Consider the following 16,850-nt stretch of genomic DNA (forward strand, 5'->3'; position numbering starts at 1 on the left):
CTCGACAGCTGATATCCATTATCAGTCTTCCAGCGGCTCTGGCGGGTGGGTGTCGCGGCCTTTGCCGAACGTATAGCCAGTTTCCACCGCCTTGCGGCCGAACTTGTCGCGCAGCGCGTCGATGGCGCTTTCGGCCATGGCCCGCTTGCGCGACTGGATATCGACCAGATCGGGCGGATCGGCCTTGTCATCGGCGGAAAGATCGCTGACGCCGATGCCGAGCAGCCGGTATTTGGTGCCGTCGGTTTCCTTGCGCAGCAGCTCGACCCCGGTCGAAAAGATGCGGTCGGCGAGCCGGGTCGGGTCGCCGAGCTGGCGGTTGCGGGTGCGGATCTTGAAATCCTGCGTCTTCAGCTTGAGCACCACCGTGCGCCCGGCGATGCCGGATTTCTTCAATCGGGCCGAGACCTTTTCCGAAAGGCCCCGTAGCACCGAGACCAGCTCGTCCAGCGAAGCGATATCGGTGTCGAAAGTGGTTTCGGCCGATACGCTCTTGGCGTCCTGGTCGGGATCGACGCGGCGGACGTCCTCACCGCGCGAGAGCCGGTAAAGCCGGTCGCCCATCACGCCATAGCGGCGCATGAGGTCGCCACGGTCCATCTTCTGGAGCTGGCCGATGGTGCGGATGCCGTCCTGTTCGAGCGTGGCGTTGAATGCCTTGCCGACCCCCCAGATCATGCTCACCGGCTGTGCGGCGAGGAAACCCACGGCTTCCGCTTCGCCGATGACCGAGAAGCCGCGCGGTTTGCGGAAATCCGACGCCACCTTAGCCAGGAACTTGCAGTAGGACAGACCTGACGAAACGGTGATGCCGATCTCCTTCTCGACGGCCAGCGCGAAACGGGCCAGCACCACGGCCGGCGGCAGGCCGTGCAGCCGTTCGGTTCCGGCAAGGTCGAGAAACGCCTCGTCGATCGAGAGCGGCTCGACCAGCGGCGTCAGCGCCTGCATCATGGCGCGCACCTCGCGCCCGACGACCACGTATTTTTCCATATTGGGCGGGATAACCACCGCTTCGGGGCAAGCCTCGAGCGCCTTGAACATGGGCATGGCGGAACGCACGCCCCTTATCCGGGCGATGTAGCAGGCGGTGGAGACGACGCCGCGCTTGCCGCCGCCGATGATCAGCGGCTTGTCCTTCAGCGCCGGGTTGTCGCGTTTTTCGATTGCCGCATAGAAAGCGTCGCAGTCGATGTGGGCCAGATGCAGCCGGTACAGCTCGGGATGACGGGCAAGCCTGGGGCTGCCGCATCGCTCGCAGCGCCTGGCGTCGCCGCGCTGAAAGGCCAGGCAGTCGCGGCAGAAACCGCGATCAGGATTATTGACAGGAGCCGCCATCGCTGCGAACATAAAGAGAACAAACACAATGGTACGACAGTGCAAGGCTAGCGACAAGCTTGGCCTGGGGAGAACGCATGAGCACGACCATAGTGCCGCTGGCGCCTGAGCTCTGGCCTGAATTCGAAGATCTCTTCGGCAAGCAGGGCGCCTGCTACGGCTGCTGGTGCACGCATTTCCGGCTGGCGCCGGCGGCTCGTCGCGAAAGCAGCCGCGAACGCAACAAAGACCACATCAGGGCGCGCATCGAAGCAGGCCCGCCCCCGGGCATGCTGGCGTTCGAGGACGGCAAGGCAGTCGGCTGGATGCAGATCGGGCCGCGCGCCGACGTGCCCGAGTGGAACAACCGGGGCCGGGGCTCGGCTCCGGTCGATCCCGCGGACGCATCGGATCCGAGCGTCTGGGCAATTTCCTGTTTCTTCATCCGCGCCAAGGCACGGGGCCGGGGCATCAGCCATCGCCTGGTCGAAGGCGGCATCGATTTCGCCCGCAGGAACGGCGCGCGAATGGTGGAAGCCTGCCCGATAGACCTGTCGAAGGATTCACGCTCCATCGGGCTGTTCGTGGGCTCGTCGCGCGTGTTCGAGAAGGCCGGGTTCGAGCGGCTCCTGGAACGCAAGGCGGGCCGGCCGTTGATGCGGCTGGTGCTGGAGCCGAGCGCCTGAACTTCGCCGTCTTGCAGTTGTGACGGTCTTTCCCTACCAGAAGTAGGAGACGATTTTGCCTTTTCGACCAAACGGAGAATTCTACGTGAACCGGATGTTGCCAATCGCCTTTACCGCGCTTCTGCTCAGCGCGCCCGCTTTCGGCCAGAGCGTCGACAGCCAGGGTGCGAAGCAGCTATCCGAGAACCTGTCCCGCTATGTCGGCAAACAGGCCCTCGACAAGGGCATCCTGAAGGTCTCGGTCGAAGGCGGCGCCTACAAGATCATGTTCGATTTCAAGGCGCTCGCCGGCACCTTGCCCGACCAGAAGCTGTTGAAATTCGACTTTGCGCCCTACGCCCTGCTGGTCAAGCCGCGCAGCGACGGAACCTGGGATGTCTCGATGGATCTTTCGCACAGCGCCTCCTTCGAGTTCAACGGGCCGCAGGGGCTGCAGAGCACGCAATTTTCTATCAAGGACGGCAAGGGTTCCGGTGTCTACGACCCCAATCTGGCGGCCTTTACCAGCGGCACCAGTTCGATGGCGGGCATGACGATGGTGTCGCAAGATGCCAAGCAGCACATGGAAGTCAGCGCCGACGGCGGCACCGCGACCATGGCCGCCACCAAGGCTGCCAATGGCGGGGTCGATTTCGCGTTGTCGCAAAAAGTGTCGAACTTTGTCGAGGCGATCAAATTCGATGATCCCGAAAGCGGACTGAAATTCCCGGTCACCGTGAAATCACCGGAACTGTCGGTGGATGCCAAAGGCAAGGGCGTGCAGACCAAGCCGCTGCTCGATCTCCTGGCATTTGCCGTCGCCAATGAGAATGAAGCCACGCTGAAAGCCAACCAGGCGCAGCTCAAATCGCTTCTGCTCGCCGCGCTTCCTGTGTGGGAACGCATCGACGGGACATACGGGTTCAAGAATTTCGCGGTCGAGAGCCCGGTCGGCACGTTTGGTGCGGCGCAGCTCAGCACCGCCTTCGGAATGGATGGCGTCGCCCAGAGCGGTACGATCGGCTACGGGATCAAGGCATCTGGGTTGACCGTGCCGCAGCAGCTTCTGCCGAACTGGAGCATGGCGCTGCTGCCGACCGATATCGACCTGAACTTCGGCGGCGCCAATATCGATCTCGACAGCATGGCGAAGAAGGCAATCGAAGCCTTTGATCTTAACAAGAACCCGCCGCTGTCGGCCGAATTCGGAGAGCAGCTCAAAACCGACTTCATGGCCAAGACGCCGAAGGTTGTCATTGGCCATAGCACCATCAAGAACAAGGATACCGAAATTGCCTTGGAAGGCGAAATGACTTTTCCTGGCGAGAAGCCGGAAGCCAATGTGACGGTGGACGTGGCCGGCTTCGACAAGATCGTCGAGGGCTTGCAGGAAGCGGCGAAATCGGAACCGGAGGTGGCGCAGTACGTGCCTGTGGCCCTGATGGTGAAAGGGTTCGGCAAGACCTTGACGGACGGCCGCATGGAATGGGTCGTCAACGCCAAGCCGGACGGTTCGGTCATTGTCAATGGCGTCATGCTGAAGCCGGCCGATCCTGCCGAGGACGACAGCATTGACGATGGCGGCGACGAGACGGACCAGGCGGATCCGACACCGTAGCCACTCGGCTCACCAAAGCGCGTCGCCTTCGAACGGATTGGCGCGACGCGCCTCAAGCCTTCGTTTTATGCTTGTCGCTCAAACCGGGCGACAAGAGTCAGACTTCGCTCGACCTGGCGATCGGGGCGCCGCCTTGGGATCGTCACTCATATGGAATGCTCGTGGTTATCGTCGCCCAGCGGCAGCGCGCGCAACGCCTTGCCGACGGAAGCCGGTGGCGTGCCGGTTTCCTCGGCAAAACGCAGCAATGTGGGTTCGTGGGCGAGAACGAACTGCAGCACACCGGCCAGAAATCCCGGCTCGCCGGCAGCTTTGCGGATCGAATGCGCCTCGATGCCGGTGATCGCCAGGAAGCGAGGCAGCAGTTCGGGATCAGAGGCGACGAAGGCCAGAGCCTTCACGGCAATGGTTTCGGCCTCCTCGCGCATTGACGCTGCGTTTGCCATCACTACCTTTCAGGGTATGCGGAATGTGAGTCTCTTCCGCAGTAATGGCAAGCGTCGCTTGCGGCAAGTCGTTACCTCTTCAGTGCGGGACCCGAGGTGGAAACGGAGCAGCTTTTCTCGCCGCAGGTTTCCGTTTCGTCAATCATATTGCCGTAGAGTCGACCAGGGTTTGGTGCGTCCCGGAAGGGCGCATAACGGCCGCGTTCGAGCGAAACAGCGGCCGGGACGGGATATCGATGCCTAAGAAGGTCATGATCGTCGAGGACAATGAGCTCAACATGAAGCTCTTTCGGGACCTCATCGAAGCAAGCGGTTACGAGACAGTTCGCACCCGCAACGGTCTGGAAGCGCTCGATCTGGCGCGTCAGCACCGGCCGGATCTCATTTTGATGGACATCCAGTTGCCTGAAGTGTCTGGGCTGGAGGTGACGAAATGGCTGAAGGAAGACGACGACCTGCACGTCATCCCGGTCATTGCCGTCACCGCCTTCGCGATGAAGGGCGACGAGGAGCGCATCCGCCAGGGCGGCTGCGAGGCTTATATCTCCAAGCCGATCTCGGTGCCGCGCTTCATCGAAACCATCAAGTCTTACCTGGGTGATTCCTGATGCACCTTGCCGCCAAAGCCGGAGCCTTGTGAAATGACCGCTCGGATTCTCGTCGTCGACGACATCCCTGCCAATGTCAGGCTGCTGGAGGTTCGGCTGCTGGCCGAATATTTCGAGGTGTTGACCGCCACCAACGGCCTGGATGCAATCGAGACCTGCGAGAACGGCAAGGTCGACGTCGTGCTGCTCGACGTCATGATGCCGGACATGGACGGCTTCGAGGTCTGCCGCCGCCTGAAGAGCGATCCGGCGACGTCGCATATTCCAGTGGTAATGATCACCGCACTCGACCAGGTTTCCGACAGGGTGCGCGGGCTTGAGGTCGGCGCCGACGATTTCCTGACCAAACCCGTCAACGACCTGCAACTGATGACGCGCGTCAAGAGCCTCGTCAGGCTGAAGTCGCTGACCGACGAGTTGCGGCTGCGCGCTTCGACCACGCGCAACATCGGCATCGAAGAGTTGCTCAGCCGCAATTTCGCCTCCGAGGACACGACGCCGAAAGTGCTTCTGATCGATGAGCGCAAATCGTCGATCGAGCGCGTCCAGAAGATGCTGCGCGACTGTGCTGACCTGGATGTCGCCAGCGATCCGCATGCCGGCTTCTTCCAGGCGGCGGAGACGCCCTATGAATGCGTGATGATCTCGACGAGCTTCGCCGATTTCGATCCGCTTCGGCTCTGCTCGCAACTGCGCTCGCTCGATCGCACACGCTTCCTGCCGATCATCCTGCTGGCGGAGGAGGGCGAGGAGGAGCGCATCATCCGTGGTCTCGAACTCGGCATCAACGACTATCTGATGCGGCCTATCGACCAGCAGGAACTGACGGCGCGGTTGCGCACCCAGGTGCGCCGCAAGCGCTACAACGACCAATTGCGCGCCAGCGTGACGCAGACGATCGAAATGGCGGTGACCGACGGGCTGACCGGGCTGCACAACCGCCGCTATCTCGACAGCCATCTCCAGACGCTGTTCGACCGCGCCGTGGCGCGGCGTCGGCCGCTGTCGGTGATGATCACCGACCTCGATCGCTTCAAGTCGATTAACGACACGCACGGCCATGACGGTGGCGACGAGGTGCTGCGGGAATTCGCGCGGCGGCTGCGCAAGAACGTGCGCGGCATCGATCTGGCCTGCCGGTTCGGCGGTGAGGAGTTCGTAGTGGTCATGCCTGACACCGATGGAGCGATCGCCGAAAAGGTGGCCGAACGCATCCGCGCCGAAATCGCCCAGATGCCGTTCGTCATCGGGCCTGACGGCAAGGCCATCGAGGTCACCGTCAGCGTCGGCGTGTCGTCGGTGCTGAAGGGGGTGGATACCGTGGCGGCGCTGATGAAACGCGCCGATCTGGCGCTCTATGAAGCCAAGAGCGGTGGCCGCAACCGCGTCGTCGCCAAGGCTGCCTGACGGACCGGGTAAGAGTATCCGTCAATCCGGCAAGGTTACCCATTTACCTTAATCCAAGCGATTCACGAGGCTTGGTTAAGAAACTGTTGATTTTCATAAGCTCTTGCGCAAATGTGCGGCCACAGACAGAGCGACGCCGGCACGAGGAAAGACAGCCGGGTCGATCAAAAAATACCCCATGATGCTCAGGTCCGCCGCATCTCCTGGGTCCGTGGGGTCGGCCGGCCGGCGCTGGCATATAGTGGCCTCCTCGTACCGCTGCCAAACGCCGACCGGCCCCCTTTCAAAATAGCATCAGGATTCTGCGCCAAGCTCCGGATATGAGGAGCTTTTTGCGCACAGGATATCGACAGCATTTGGACTGTAAAAGGCGAGCCACGATGTGAAGAGCTGCGGCGCACGCTCTCTTGCCATCCGGCGGAGGGCGTTGCTCCTCACTTCATACATATGGCGCCCAAGGGGCTTGCTTCAAGCCCGGGTTCCTCCCGTAAAACCGCGGCCCTAGCCAATGGGAGCGGAGTGACGGGAATGCGTGCACCGACAGATGGATCGCGTCGAAATCATGCGGTGATTGTCGCCGGGGGCGGCCCGACAGGATTGATGCTGGCAGGCGAACTCGCATTGGCGGGCATCGACGTCGCCATTGTCGAGCGGCGCCCGACCCAGCAGCTGATTGGCTTGCGCGCGGGTGGCCTGCACGCACGCACAATCGAGGTGCTCGACCAGCGCGGGATCGCCGACCGGTTCCTCTGCCAGGGGCGATGCTTCCCGACCGTCGGCTTCCACATGATCCGTTTGGACATCAGCGACTTTCCCAGCCGGCACAACTATCTGCTGGCGCTGCGGCAAAACCACATCGAGCGGATATTGGCCGACTGGATCAGCGAATTGGGGGTGCCGATCCATCGCGGACAGGAAGTCACGGATTTCATGCAGGACGACAGTGGCGTGGATGTGGGGCTTTCCGATGGCCGACGGATGAAGGCGCAGTACCTCGTCGGATGCGACGGTGGACGCAGCACGATCCGCAAGGCGGCGGGCATCGAATTCGCTGGATGGGATCCGACGATGAGCTGGATGATCGCCGAGGTCGAGATGTCGGAAGAACCGCCATTGGGCTTTCGCAGCGACGCCCACGGAACCCATGCGATAGGCAAGATCGAGGACGGCGACCGGTTGGGCATCGTGCTGACCGAGAAACGACTGATCATCGGTGGTGAACCGACATTGGACGATCTCCGCGAGGCGCTCACCGTTATCTATGGCACCGATTTCGGCGTCCACAGTCCGACCTGGCTCTCTCGTTTCACCGATATGACGCGCCAGGCTGCCGCTTACCGCGACAGACGTGTCCTGCTGGCCGGCGACGCTGCGCATATCCATCCCCCAATGGGCGGACAGGGCCTCAACATCGGCGTGCAGGACGCGGTCAACCTGGGTTGGAAGCTGGCCCAGGTCGTCAAACGGGCATCACCGGACAGTCTGCTCGACAGCTACCATGCCGAGCGCCATCCGGTCGCCGCCCGCGTGTTGCGCAACACGATGGCGCAGGTCGCGCTTCGCCGCATGGATGACCGCACCAAAGCCTTGGGCGACACCATCGCCGAACTGCTCGCCATGGATGAACCACGCAAACGAATCGCCGCAGAGATATCCGGCCTGGGTGTCCACTACGACCTCGGGGAGGGGCACGCGCTGCTTGGGTGGCGAATACCCGACCTCGATCTGCTCACCGCCAGCGGGCCGGTGCGGCTGTTTACCTTGCTGCACCATGCCCGACCGGTGCTGATCAACCTCGGCACGCCCGGCAGACTTGACATCAAGCCGTGGGCGGATCGGGTCCAGCAGGTCGACGCCGTGTACGACGGCGACTGGGAGCTGCCAGTTCTCGGGGCCGTCGCCGGGCCCGACGCGGTGCTGATCCGCCCCGACGGGTACGTGGCATGGGTTGGTTCCGGAAGCCAACAGGGACTGGCCGATGCGCTGACCACCTGGTTCGGGCCGCGCGTTGATGTGGCGTAGCAGGGTCGAGGCCGGCCTGGCGCATCGCCCGCAAACGCGTGCTTGTCATGCGTTGCGAGCTTTTACGGTGTTAGGTCTCCTGACATCCCGTTGACAGGAGGTACCATCTGTGCAGAAATTGGTTGGACCATTGGACCACTTGGAACGCGCGTGGATCAAAACAGCCTGCCACCTATTCAGACGACGGCGCGTGACGACGCCGTGCTGAAGGCGTTGGTAGGCTTTGTTCGTGCCGAGGCCCTCCAGCCGGGCGAGCGGCTGCCAACGGAACGCATCCTGGCCGAGCGGCTGAAGGTCAGCCGCAACACGGTGCGCGAGGCGCTGACGCGCTGGGAAGGGCTCGGGCTGGTCGAGCGCCGGCAAGGCAGCGGCACCTATCTCAAGGCAGCCGTTTCGCCGGACATGTTGCATCTGCCGCTGACGCTTGCGGGCGGCAACGACTTCACCAGCCTGATGCAGACGCTTGAAATCCGTCGCGCGCTGGAGGCGGAAGCCGCCGCCCTTTGCGCCGAACGCGCGAGCCAGACCGATATCGCCGAAATCGAGCGCAAGCTCGACATCATGGAGCAGGCGTTCCGCACGCGCGAGGGCATGTCTTCGGAAGAGGACTGGGAGTTCCACCAGGCGATCTACAGGGTTTCCGGCAACCCGCTGTTCGAACAGATCATCGCCGCCATGCACGAATTGTTCCACCGCTTCTGGGAGCATCCGCTGGGCGTGCGCGATTTCGGCCACGCCAGTTTTCCCTATCATCGGACCATTTACGAGCGCATCGCCGCGCGCGACCCGCACGGCGCCCGCGCCGAAGCGCTCAAGCTGATCGCCACCGTCGAGGACGATCTCAAGCGCGGCGCCGCCAAACTCAAACTTTCGAGCCAGACATGAACGAGCATCCCTCAGGTTTCGATCACGACTATCTTGCCGAGGCGGCGACGCTTCTGGCGCATGACGAACCTTTCCCCGGTGGGGCGGTGGTGCCGCCGATCTACCAGACATCGCTGTTCACCTTCGCCAACTATGCCGAGATGGCGGATACTTTTGCCGGCAAACGGAAGCAGCCGATCTATTCGCGCGGCGACAATCCGACGGTGATGGAGTTCGAGGCACGCGTCGCCGCGCTCGAGGGCGCCGAGGCCGCGCGCGGCTTTTCCAGCGGCATGGCGGCGATCAGCGCCACGGTGCTCGCCTTCGTCGGCGCCGGCGAGCGCATCGTTGCGGTGCGCAATTGCTATGGTGATGCCTATCGGCTGTTCGAGCGGCTTTTGCCGCGGCTCAACATCAGGGTCGACTATGTCGACGGCTCCGATCCGGATGCGGTGGCGGCGGCCCTTCCGGGCGCCAGGCTGCTCTATCTGGAGAGCCCGACCTCGATGATGTTCGAGTTGCAGGACTTGGCTCACCTGACCCGGCTGGCGAAGGAGCAGGGCATCGTCACCACGATCGACAATTCCTGGGCGACACCGGTGTTCCAGAAGCCGATCACGCATGGCGTCGATCTGGTGCTGCATTCGGCTTCGAAATATCTCGGCGGCCATAGCGATACGGTCGCCGGCGTGGTGGCAGGCTCGGCCGCCCACATCAAGCACATCAACGAGCAGACCTATTCCTATCTCGGCGGCAAGCTTTCGCCCTTCGAGGCCTGGCTCTTGCTGCGCGGGCTGCGCACGCTGCCGCTGCGCCTGCCGCACCACATGAAGAGCGGGCTTGCCATCGCCGAACGGCTGAAGGCGCACGGCAATGTCGAGCGCGTCAACCACCCCGCCTATTCGAACCATCCGGGCAAGGCGACGCTTGCTGGTTACGCGGGGTTGTTCTCCTTCGAGGTCACCGAGGATATCGACATCCCTGTCTTCGTGGATGCGTTGAAATATTTCCGCATCGGCGTGAGCTGGGGCGGCCATGAGAGCCTGGTCGTGCCCGCCAAGGCGTCGCTGGAGCAGACGCCGGGACTGAATTCGATGGCGCGCTTCGGCGTCAGCCCCCGAACCATCCGCTTCAATGTCGGATTGGAGAATGTCGAGGACCTGTGGGCCGACGTGGCGCAGGCCTTCGAAAAAGCCAGAAAATAACAAGCCGCTTCAAAATGGGAGTCTTGAAGATGAAAAAACTGACCGTTATGCTTGCCACAGCCGCGGGATTGGCAATTTCCGCCGGAAACGCGCTGGCCGATTCGACCCTGAAAATGGTCGAAGTCATCACCAGCCCGCCGCGCACGGAGTTCCTGAAGAAGCAGATCGCCGAATTCGAAAAGGCCAATCCCGGCATCAAGGTCGAGCTGGTCTCGCTGCCCTGGGGCCAGGCCTTCGAGAAATTCCTGACCATGGTGCAGGCCGGCGATACGCCCGACGTGGTCGAGATGCCGGAACGTTGGATGGGCCTCTACGCCAACAATGCCCAGCTCGAGGATCTCGGCCCGTACATGGCCAAGTGGGACGACGCCAAGACGCTCGGCGACCGTGCCAAGCAGTTCGGCTCGACCGTCAACAACACCCAGTTCATGATCCCTTACGGCTACTATGTGAACGCGTTGTTCTGGAACAAGAAGCTGTTCAGGGAAGCCGGCCTCGACGGCCCGCCGGCCACGCTCGACGAGTTCGTCGCCGATTCCAAGAAGATCTCGGCGTTGCCCGGCAAATACGGCTACTGCCTGCGCGGCGGGCCCGGCGCCTTCAACGGCATGCACATGTTCATGAACATCGCCGCCGGCAAGGGCGGCTACTTCAACGAAGACGGCACGTCGACCATAAACGAGGAGGGCTCGGTCAAGGGCCTGCAGATGCTGGCAGACATGTACAAGCAGGGCCTGGCGCCCAAGGATGCGGTGAGCTGGGGTTTCAACGAAACCGTCACCGGCTTCTATTCCGGCACCTGCGCCATGCTCAACCAGGATCCGGATGCGCTGCTGGGTATAGCCGACAAGATGAGCGCAGACGACTTCGCCGTGGCGCCGCTGCCGGTCGGGCCGAGCGGCAAGTCCTATCCGACGCTCGGCTATGCCGGCTGGGCAATGTTCGCCAATTCGCAGCACAAGGACGACGCCTGGAAGCTGATGGCGACGCTGCTCTCGCCCAAGGACAATCTGGAATGGGCCAAGGAAGTCGGCGTCGTCCCGATCCACAACGGCGCCGACCAGGATCCGCATTTCAAGACCGAGCAGTTCAAGGGCTGGTTCACGGAGCTCAGCGACAGCGCCAAATATGAAATGGTGACGCCGCCGACGCATCTGGAGAATCTCGGCAATTTCGTCGACCAGGTGGCGATCAAGAATTTCCAGGAAGTGCTGCTGGGCCAAAAGACGGCCAAGGAGGTTGCCGACCAATGGGCCGCCTTCCTGACCAAGGAACAGCAGGACTGGATGGCGAAGAACAAGAAGTAGTTTTTCTTCCTTCTCCCCGTTCACGGGGAGAAGGTGGCCCGATAGGGCCGGATGAGAGGCGGCGCTACGTTCTGTCAGCCTGGCGCTGCCCCTCATCTGCCTGCCGGCATCTTCTCCCCGTATACGGGAGAAGGGTGCTGTCGCCTTCGCCGGCACCCACTCACCACTGTTGAGCCCAAATGACCTATGCCGTTTCCGAAATACGACCCGCCGGGAGGCCGCGCCGCAAGCGGCTGACGCACGCTGCCACCGAACCCTGGCTTTATCTCAGCCCGGCGATCATCCTGCTGGTCGTGGTGCTTTTGGTGCCGCTGGTCATCGGCATCAGCTATTCGTTCCGTAAGTTTTCGGCCTTCAAGTCGGAATATGTCGGGCTCGGCCAGTACCAGGCGATGCTGTCGGATGCCGTGCTCGGCCAGGCGCTGGTCAATACGTTGTGGTGGACGCTCTCCAGCCTGTTCTTCCAGTTCTTCTTCGGCCTTGGCCTGGCGCTGCTGCTCGACAAGCCGTTTCGGGGCCGCAAGGTGGTGCAGGCGCTGGTGTTCCTGCCCTGGGCGGTGCCGTCCTTCCTGTCGGGCCTGACATGGGCATGGCTGTTCAATCCGATCATCGGGCCGCTGCCGCACTGGCTGTTCGCGCTGGGGCTAAAGGCCGAGCCGACCAACGTTCTCTCCGATCCCTCGACCGCCATGTGGGGGCCGATCGTCGCCAATGTCTGGTTCGGCATCCCGTTCTTTGCCATCACGTTGCTGGCGGCACTGAAATCCATTCCCTCGGAACTGCATGAGGCGGCAGCGATCGACGGCGCCTCGCCCTGGCAACGCTTCACCAAGGTGACGCTGCCGTTCCTGGCGCCGACCATCGCCATCACGGTGATGCTGCGTACCATCTGGATCGCCACTTTCGCCGACCTGATCTTCGTCATGACCGAGGGCGGGCCGGCCGGGTCGACCAACACGGTGCCGGTCTACATCTATGTCAGTGCCTTCAAGTCGCTGGACAAGGGCTACGCATCGGCGGTTGCCGTGCTGCTGCTCTTCCTGCTCATTGCCTATGCGATCGCGCTGATCGCCATCCGCCGCTCCCTGGTGAGGCACGTCTGATGATTGCGGGACGCTCATCTTCGCAGCGCTTCTTCGGCGGCGTCGGGCTCTATGCGGCCATCGCGGCCTATGTGATCTTCGCCCTGTTCCCGATCTTCTGGACGCTGAAGATATCGGTTACACCGGAACGGCTTCTCTATTCCGAAGGCATCACCTTCTGGCCGTCGCAGATGACGTTGCAGAACTTCGTCACCGTGCTCGAGGCGACCGACTTTCCGCGCTATTTCCTCAACAGCGTCATCGTCTCGGTTTCGACGGCTGCATTGGTGACTGTCATCGCGACGCTTGCCGGCTATGCTATGTCGCGCTTCACCTTTCGCGGCAAGGCGGCACTGGCGCTGATGCTGCTTTTGACCCAGACTTTCCCGCTAGTCATGGTCATTCCACCGATCTATCGCGTGATGGGCCAGATCGGCCTGATCAACAGCCTGACCGGGCTGATCATCATCTACACCGCCTTCAATACCGCGTTTGCAACCTTCCTGATGCAGTCCTTCTTCGACGGCATACCGAAGGACCTGGAGGAGGCGGCGATGATCGACGGCTGCACACGCGCGCAGGCGATGCGCCGGGTGATCGTGCCGCTGACGCTACCCGGCATGGGCGCCACGCTCGGCTTTGTCTTCACCGCTGCCTGGAGCGAACTCCTGTTCGCGCTGATGCTGATCTCCAGCGATGACAAGAAGACCTTCGCCGTCGGCCTGCTCACCTTCATCGGCAAGTTCGCCGTCGACTGGGGGCAGATGATGGCGGCGTCGATCCTGGCGCTGATCCCGGTCTGCATCTTCTTCGGCTTCCTGCAACGCTATCTCGTCACCGGCCTCACCGCCGGCGCCGTGAAGGGATAATCGATGGCTTCCGTTACGCTGGAAAAAGTCCGCAAAGACTATGGCGCCGTGCGTGTGCTGCACGCGGTCGACCTCGACATCGCCGACGGCGAGTTCGTCGTCCTCGTCGGTCCGTCCGGCTGCGGGAAATCGACGCTTCTGCGCATGATCGCCGGTCTGGAGGAGGTTTCCGATGGCGAGATCCGTATCGGCGAGCGGCTGGTCAACGACGTCGCGCCGAAGGACCGCGACATCGCCATGGTGTTCCAGTCCTACGCGCTCTATCCGCATATGGACGTGTCGAAGAACATGGGCTTCAGCCTGATGCTGAGGAAGGCGGAAAAGCAGGCGATCGACGCGCGGGTCGACGGCGCCGCCAGGCGGCTTGGGCTGGACAATTTTCTGCAACGCCTGCCGCGCCAGCTTTCCGGCGGCCAGCGCCAGCGCGTCGCCATGGGCCGGGCCATCGTGCGCGATCCCAAGGTCTTTCTTTTCGACGAGCCGCTTTCGAACCTCGACGCCAAGCTGCGCGTGCACATGCGCGCCGAGATCAAGGCGCTTCACCAGCAACTGAAGACCACATCGGTGTATGTCACGCATGACCAGATCGAAGCCATGACCATGGCCGATCGCATCGTCGTCATGCATGACGGCGTCGTCCAGCAGGTCGGCGCGCCGCTCGACCTCTATGACCGGCCGGCCAACATGTTCGTCGCCGGATTCATTGGCTCGCCCGGCATGAATTTCCTGCCGGCGAGTGTTGAGAAGGGCGGCAAGGCGGATGCCGTGCTGTCCGATGGCCAGAAACTGCGATTGCCGGATGGCCTGCCGCTCAGGGAAGGCGATGCGGTTACCGTCGGCTTGCGGCCGGAGCATATAAGGCTGGCGGATGACGGCCCGCTGCAAGGCGAAGTGGTGGTGGTCGAGCCGCTCGGCCTCTCGACGCAGTTCTACGTCAAGCTCGCCGGCCAGCAGCTTTGCGTGTTCGCCATGGGCCGCGCCGGCGTGAAGCCTAGCGAGACGGTGCGGCTATCGGCCGATCCGGCGGCGCTGCATGTTTTCGACCCGAAAAGCGCCGACCGGATAGGGTAGGGGCGCGGCCGCCGAGCGGCCACTCTGTTGCCCGCTGGGCATATTCTAACCATACGGCCTTTTGGCGAGTCGAGACTTGCTTGACCCGGGCCAACCGCTTTGCGGAGCCACATTAATAGAAACCTCCTCCTGCCGCCATCATGTGGCGTCCTTTCATCAATCAGTTTGGTTCTTGAATCGCCGCAACGCGGCGGGGGGGGAGATTTATAATGCCTGCGAATAACAACTCCGCCGACGCTCGTATCGCTGAACCATGCCGCGAGAATGACCAGCCTAGGCCGGTGAACCGGTATGTCAGAAGACGGCTTCCGTCTGCCATCAGGCTCGGAGACCGGAGAATTGCTTTCATACGCAGCGAAATCATGGAACAGATTCAGTCGCGAATTGACGCCTAGCGGACAGCGAGGGCAGCAGTATCAAGCCACGCTCTATCCCAGGGCGGCCGGCAAAGCAGCCTAAATCTCTTTGAACTCCACCGTCCGCGGCGGGATATGAGCTAGGCTCAGCCGTTTGGTATTCTTGATTTCTGGTCAACTGCCGCCCTACTTTGGGCCATCATCAGGGACCTAGACGAATGATCTCGGTTTGCGGATACATCGGGGCGGTGATCGGTTGGAAGGCGCTCGAAAATGCCGGCGACATCCTAGATAAGATCGGCGAGACGCTGTTTGGCGGACGTTATAAAGCGATCTACGAGGACGTCGCATCCAAGCTGCGCGCTCATACAGGCGCGGTTCCAGCAAACCACGATTTGGAGCACGCCATTCGACTCAGTGAACTCACCTCTTCACTCGTGATGGTGCGCATGTATGTCGATACGCAAGAGGCCGACCAGTTGCGGCTTGGCGGACGGCCGCCGGAGCGTCGCGCGAGGATTCAGTTCGCTAGTGCCGCGCGCCGCTATCTGCATAAGCAGATCGGATTGGGCGGGCCATTCAAGCTAGAATCCAACAAGGACGTTGTCGATGAAATAGAGACAAACTTGGACGGCGCGCTATCGGCTCGCGACTTTGCAGCGGTCCAGGCGAGTCTGGATGCAGCGTGCAAGCGCGTTCTGCGCGATCTCATCGCTGGAACGGAGCAGGGAAAGGACCAACTGGCCGTTCCTGCCGATTTCGCGTCATTTTTTCGTGGAAAGGCGACGGATGATGAGCCGGGCTGGGCTCTTATTTTCCTTGCCTTCATGCGGGAGGCATTGAAGCAAAATCACAAAGCGGAGGTCGCCTTCATCGCGTCTCGCCTTGGGTATTTGCGCAATTCGCTACCGAAACTCGAAGCCAAATTTGACCAATTTTTGCAGATAGCGAATTCGATAAAGAACGACACATCTGATATTAAAGATGATATATCTAAAATCCTAGCAATAGTTCAGAAACGTGAGTCTTACGTAATTGGTGGAATCCAATTTGAATTTCCTATTAAAATTGAAATAGCCATAAATGATCGTGGAGAGCTTATCATTTTCCACAATCGGCCATTTAACAATGATTTATCTAAACTAGAATTCAATATGGAAGAAAGTCGACTCTCTCTAGTAATGATTAAAGGATTCTCTTGTAATATACCCATACGATCTGAGTTATCTGTGTTTATGAGAAAGTCTACTCAGGCTCTAATGGTGCTTGTGAACGAGGGAGGTGAAAATCTAGTCGAGGGTGACTATGTGCCATTGCATGTCATGAAAAGGTACTTGGAACCATTTTCTTCTGGCTAGGGCAAAGCTGCATAGAGACAAATTCTCTGGATCCCTGCTGAGGCGCCGTGGCTTTTGTCGTAGAGATTTATGCGGTGACGACGCGCACGCCTTTCGCGGTTTATGGGAGCCGCTCGACAAGGCCCCTGCCTCGCGCGGGCTTTGTGACTATAGCAGCCCTATCGGTAGCGCGATCCATTACGTTGGCCGTTATGCTGGGTTTGACTACCATCCAATGAAATCAATGCTTTAGGAACAAAAAAACGCCGCCCGATGGGCGGCGTTTCGGCATTCTCTTGGAAAAACCAGATTACTTGATCTTGGTTTCCTTGAACTCGACGTGCTTCTTGGCGACCGGGTCGTATTTGCGGAACGACAGCTTGTCCGTCTTGGTGCGGCTGTTTTTGCTGGTCACGTAGAAGAAACCGGTGTCGGCGGTCGACAGAAGCTTGATCTTGATGTTTGCGGCTTTGGCCATGGTATCAGTCCGTTTGTTCGTGGGGTTTTGGCCGCTGGAGCACGGGCAAACACCCGGACGCGGGAAACTTGCCGCGACACATAAAGAACGCGCCCGGAAAGTCAAGCCCGACGCGCCTTGCTGTCGTAAGCACATGAGTTGTCCGGATTAGGTAGCACGTGAGTTGTCCGGTTTTATCGCCAGCGGATGGAGGCTGGG

General features: G+C 61.2%; 15 protein-coding genes. 12 read left to right on the forward strand and 3 right to left on the reverse strand.

Annotated elements, in window-relative coordinates:
- Window positions 1-21: 21 nt before the first annotated feature.
- Complete coding sequence (locus FJ973_RS06925) at window positions 22-1,350, reverse strand: DNA polymerase IV (RefSeq protein ID WP_140555367.1); 1,329 nt, start codon at window positions 1,348-1,350, stop codon at window positions 22-24.
- A 65-nt stretch (window positions 1,351-1,415) separates the two neighbouring features.
- Here FJ973_RS06925 and FJ973_RS06930 point away from each other — a divergent pair, with 65 nt between their 5' ends.
- Together FJ973_RS06930 and FJ973_RS06935 are read left to right on the forward strand one after the other, a co-directional pair.
- The gene (locus tag FJ973_RS06930) at window positions 1,416-2,003 is read left to right on the forward strand and encodes a GNAT family N-acetyltransferase (protein WP_140518294.1); all 588 of its coding nucleotides are present in this window, start codon (window positions 1,416-1,418) and stop codon (window positions 2,001-2,003) included.
- Window positions 2,004-2,097: 94 nt separating this feature from the next.
- Window positions 2,098-3,600: a hypothetical protein gene (locus FJ973_RS06935; protein WP_140555407.1), complete on the forward strand. Its 1,503-nt coding sequence runs from the start codon at window positions 2,098-2,100 to the stop codon at window positions 3,598-3,600.
- A gap of 146 nt (window positions 3,601-3,746) precedes the next feature.
- Here FJ973_RS06935 and FJ973_RS06940 read toward each other — a convergent pair whose 3' ends face one another.
- Entirely contained in the window at window positions 3,747-4,046 is a 300-nt protein-coding gene (locus FJ973_RS06940; protein WP_140501536.1) for a DUF3572 domain-containing protein, read from the reverse strand.
- Between the two features lie 236 nt (window positions 4,047-4,282).
- Here FJ973_RS06940 and FJ973_RS06945 point away from each other — a divergent pair, with 236 nt between their 5' ends.
- From FJ973_RS06945 to FJ973_RS07000, 10 genes are all read left to right on the forward strand, one after another.
- The gene (locus tag FJ973_RS06945; protein ID WP_140501538.1) at window positions 4,283-4,654 is read left to right on the forward strand and encodes a response regulator; all 372 of its coding nucleotides are present in this window, start codon (window positions 4,283-4,285) and stop codon (window positions 4,652-4,654) included.
- 33 nt (window positions 4,655-4,687) lie between these two features.
- Window positions 4,688-6,061 carry a PleD family two-component system response regulator gene (locus tag FJ973_RS06950; RefSeq protein WP_140518293.1) on the forward strand — a complete coding sequence of 458 codons (1,374 nt, stop codon included), beginning with the start codon at window positions 4,688-4,690 and terminating at the stop codon, window positions 6,059-6,061.
- 528 nt (window positions 6,062-6,589) lie between these two features.
- Entirely contained in the window at window positions 6,590-8,083 is a 1,494-nt protein-coding gene (locus tag FJ973_RS06960) for an FAD-dependent monooxygenase (protein ID WP_140555368.1), read from the forward strand.
- A gap of 150 nt (window positions 8,084-8,233) precedes the next feature.
- Window positions 8,234-8,968 carry a FadR/GntR family transcriptional regulator gene (locus FJ973_RS06965; RefSeq protein WP_140501544.1) on the forward strand — a complete coding sequence of 245 codons (735 nt, stop codon included), beginning with the start codon at window positions 8,234-8,236 and terminating at the stop codon, window positions 8,966-8,968.
- Window positions 8,965-10,152, forward strand: coding sequence for a PLP-dependent transferase (locus FJ973_RS06970; RefSeq protein ID WP_140555370.1), 1,188 nt, complete (start codon window positions 8,965-8,967; stop codon window positions 10,150-10,152). Before FJ973_RS06965 ends, FJ973_RS06970 begins: the two co-directional genes overlap by 4 nt.
- A gap of 29 nt (window positions 10,153-10,181) precedes the next feature.
- Window positions 10,182-11,459 (forward strand): sugar ABC transporter substrate-binding protein, encoded by a 1,278-nt coding sequence (locus FJ973_RS06975; protein ID WP_140555372.1) that lies wholly within the window; start codon window positions 10,182-10,184, stop codon window positions 11,457-11,459.
- Between the two features lie 179 nt (window positions 11,460-11,638).
- Window positions 11,639-12,562 carry a sugar ABC transporter permease gene (locus tag FJ973_RS06980; RefSeq protein WP_140555374.1) on the forward strand — a complete coding sequence of 308 codons (924 nt, stop codon included), beginning with the start codon at window positions 11,639-11,641 and terminating at the stop codon, window positions 12,560-12,562.
- Window positions 12,562-13,410, forward strand: coding sequence for a carbohydrate ABC transporter permease (locus tag FJ973_RS06985; protein WP_140501552.1), 849 nt, complete (start codon window positions 12,562-12,564; stop codon window positions 13,408-13,410). Before FJ973_RS06980 ends, FJ973_RS06985 begins: the two co-directional genes overlap by 1 nt.
- A gap of 3 nt (window positions 13,411-13,413) precedes the next feature.
- Window positions 13,414-14,481 carry a sn-glycerol-3-phosphate ABC transporter ATP-binding protein UgpC gene (gene ugpC, locus FJ973_RS06990; protein WP_140555376.1) on the forward strand — a complete coding sequence of 356 codons (1,068 nt, stop codon included), beginning with the start codon at window positions 13,414-13,416 and terminating at the stop codon, window positions 14,479-14,481.
- Between the two features lie 574 nt (window positions 14,482-15,055).
- Window positions 15,056-16,195, forward strand: coding sequence for a hypothetical protein (locus tag FJ973_RS07000; RefSeq protein ID WP_140555378.1), 1,140 nt, complete (start codon window positions 15,056-15,058; stop codon window positions 16,193-16,195).
- A 289-nt stretch (window positions 16,196-16,484) separates the two neighbouring features.
- On the opposite strand, the gene rpmG is transcribed toward FJ973_RS07000, so the two are convergent.
- Complete coding sequence (rpmG, locus tag FJ973_RS07005; protein WP_006201775.1) at window positions 16,485-16,652, reverse strand: 50S ribosomal protein L33; 168 nt, start codon at window positions 16,650-16,652, stop codon at window positions 16,485-16,487.
- Window positions 16,653-16,850 lie beyond the last annotated feature (198 nt).

The organism is Mesorhizobium sp. B2-1-3, assembly GCF_006442495.1.
GTDB lineage: Bacteria > Pseudomonadota > Alphaproteobacteria > Rhizobiales > Rhizobiaceae > Mesorhizobium.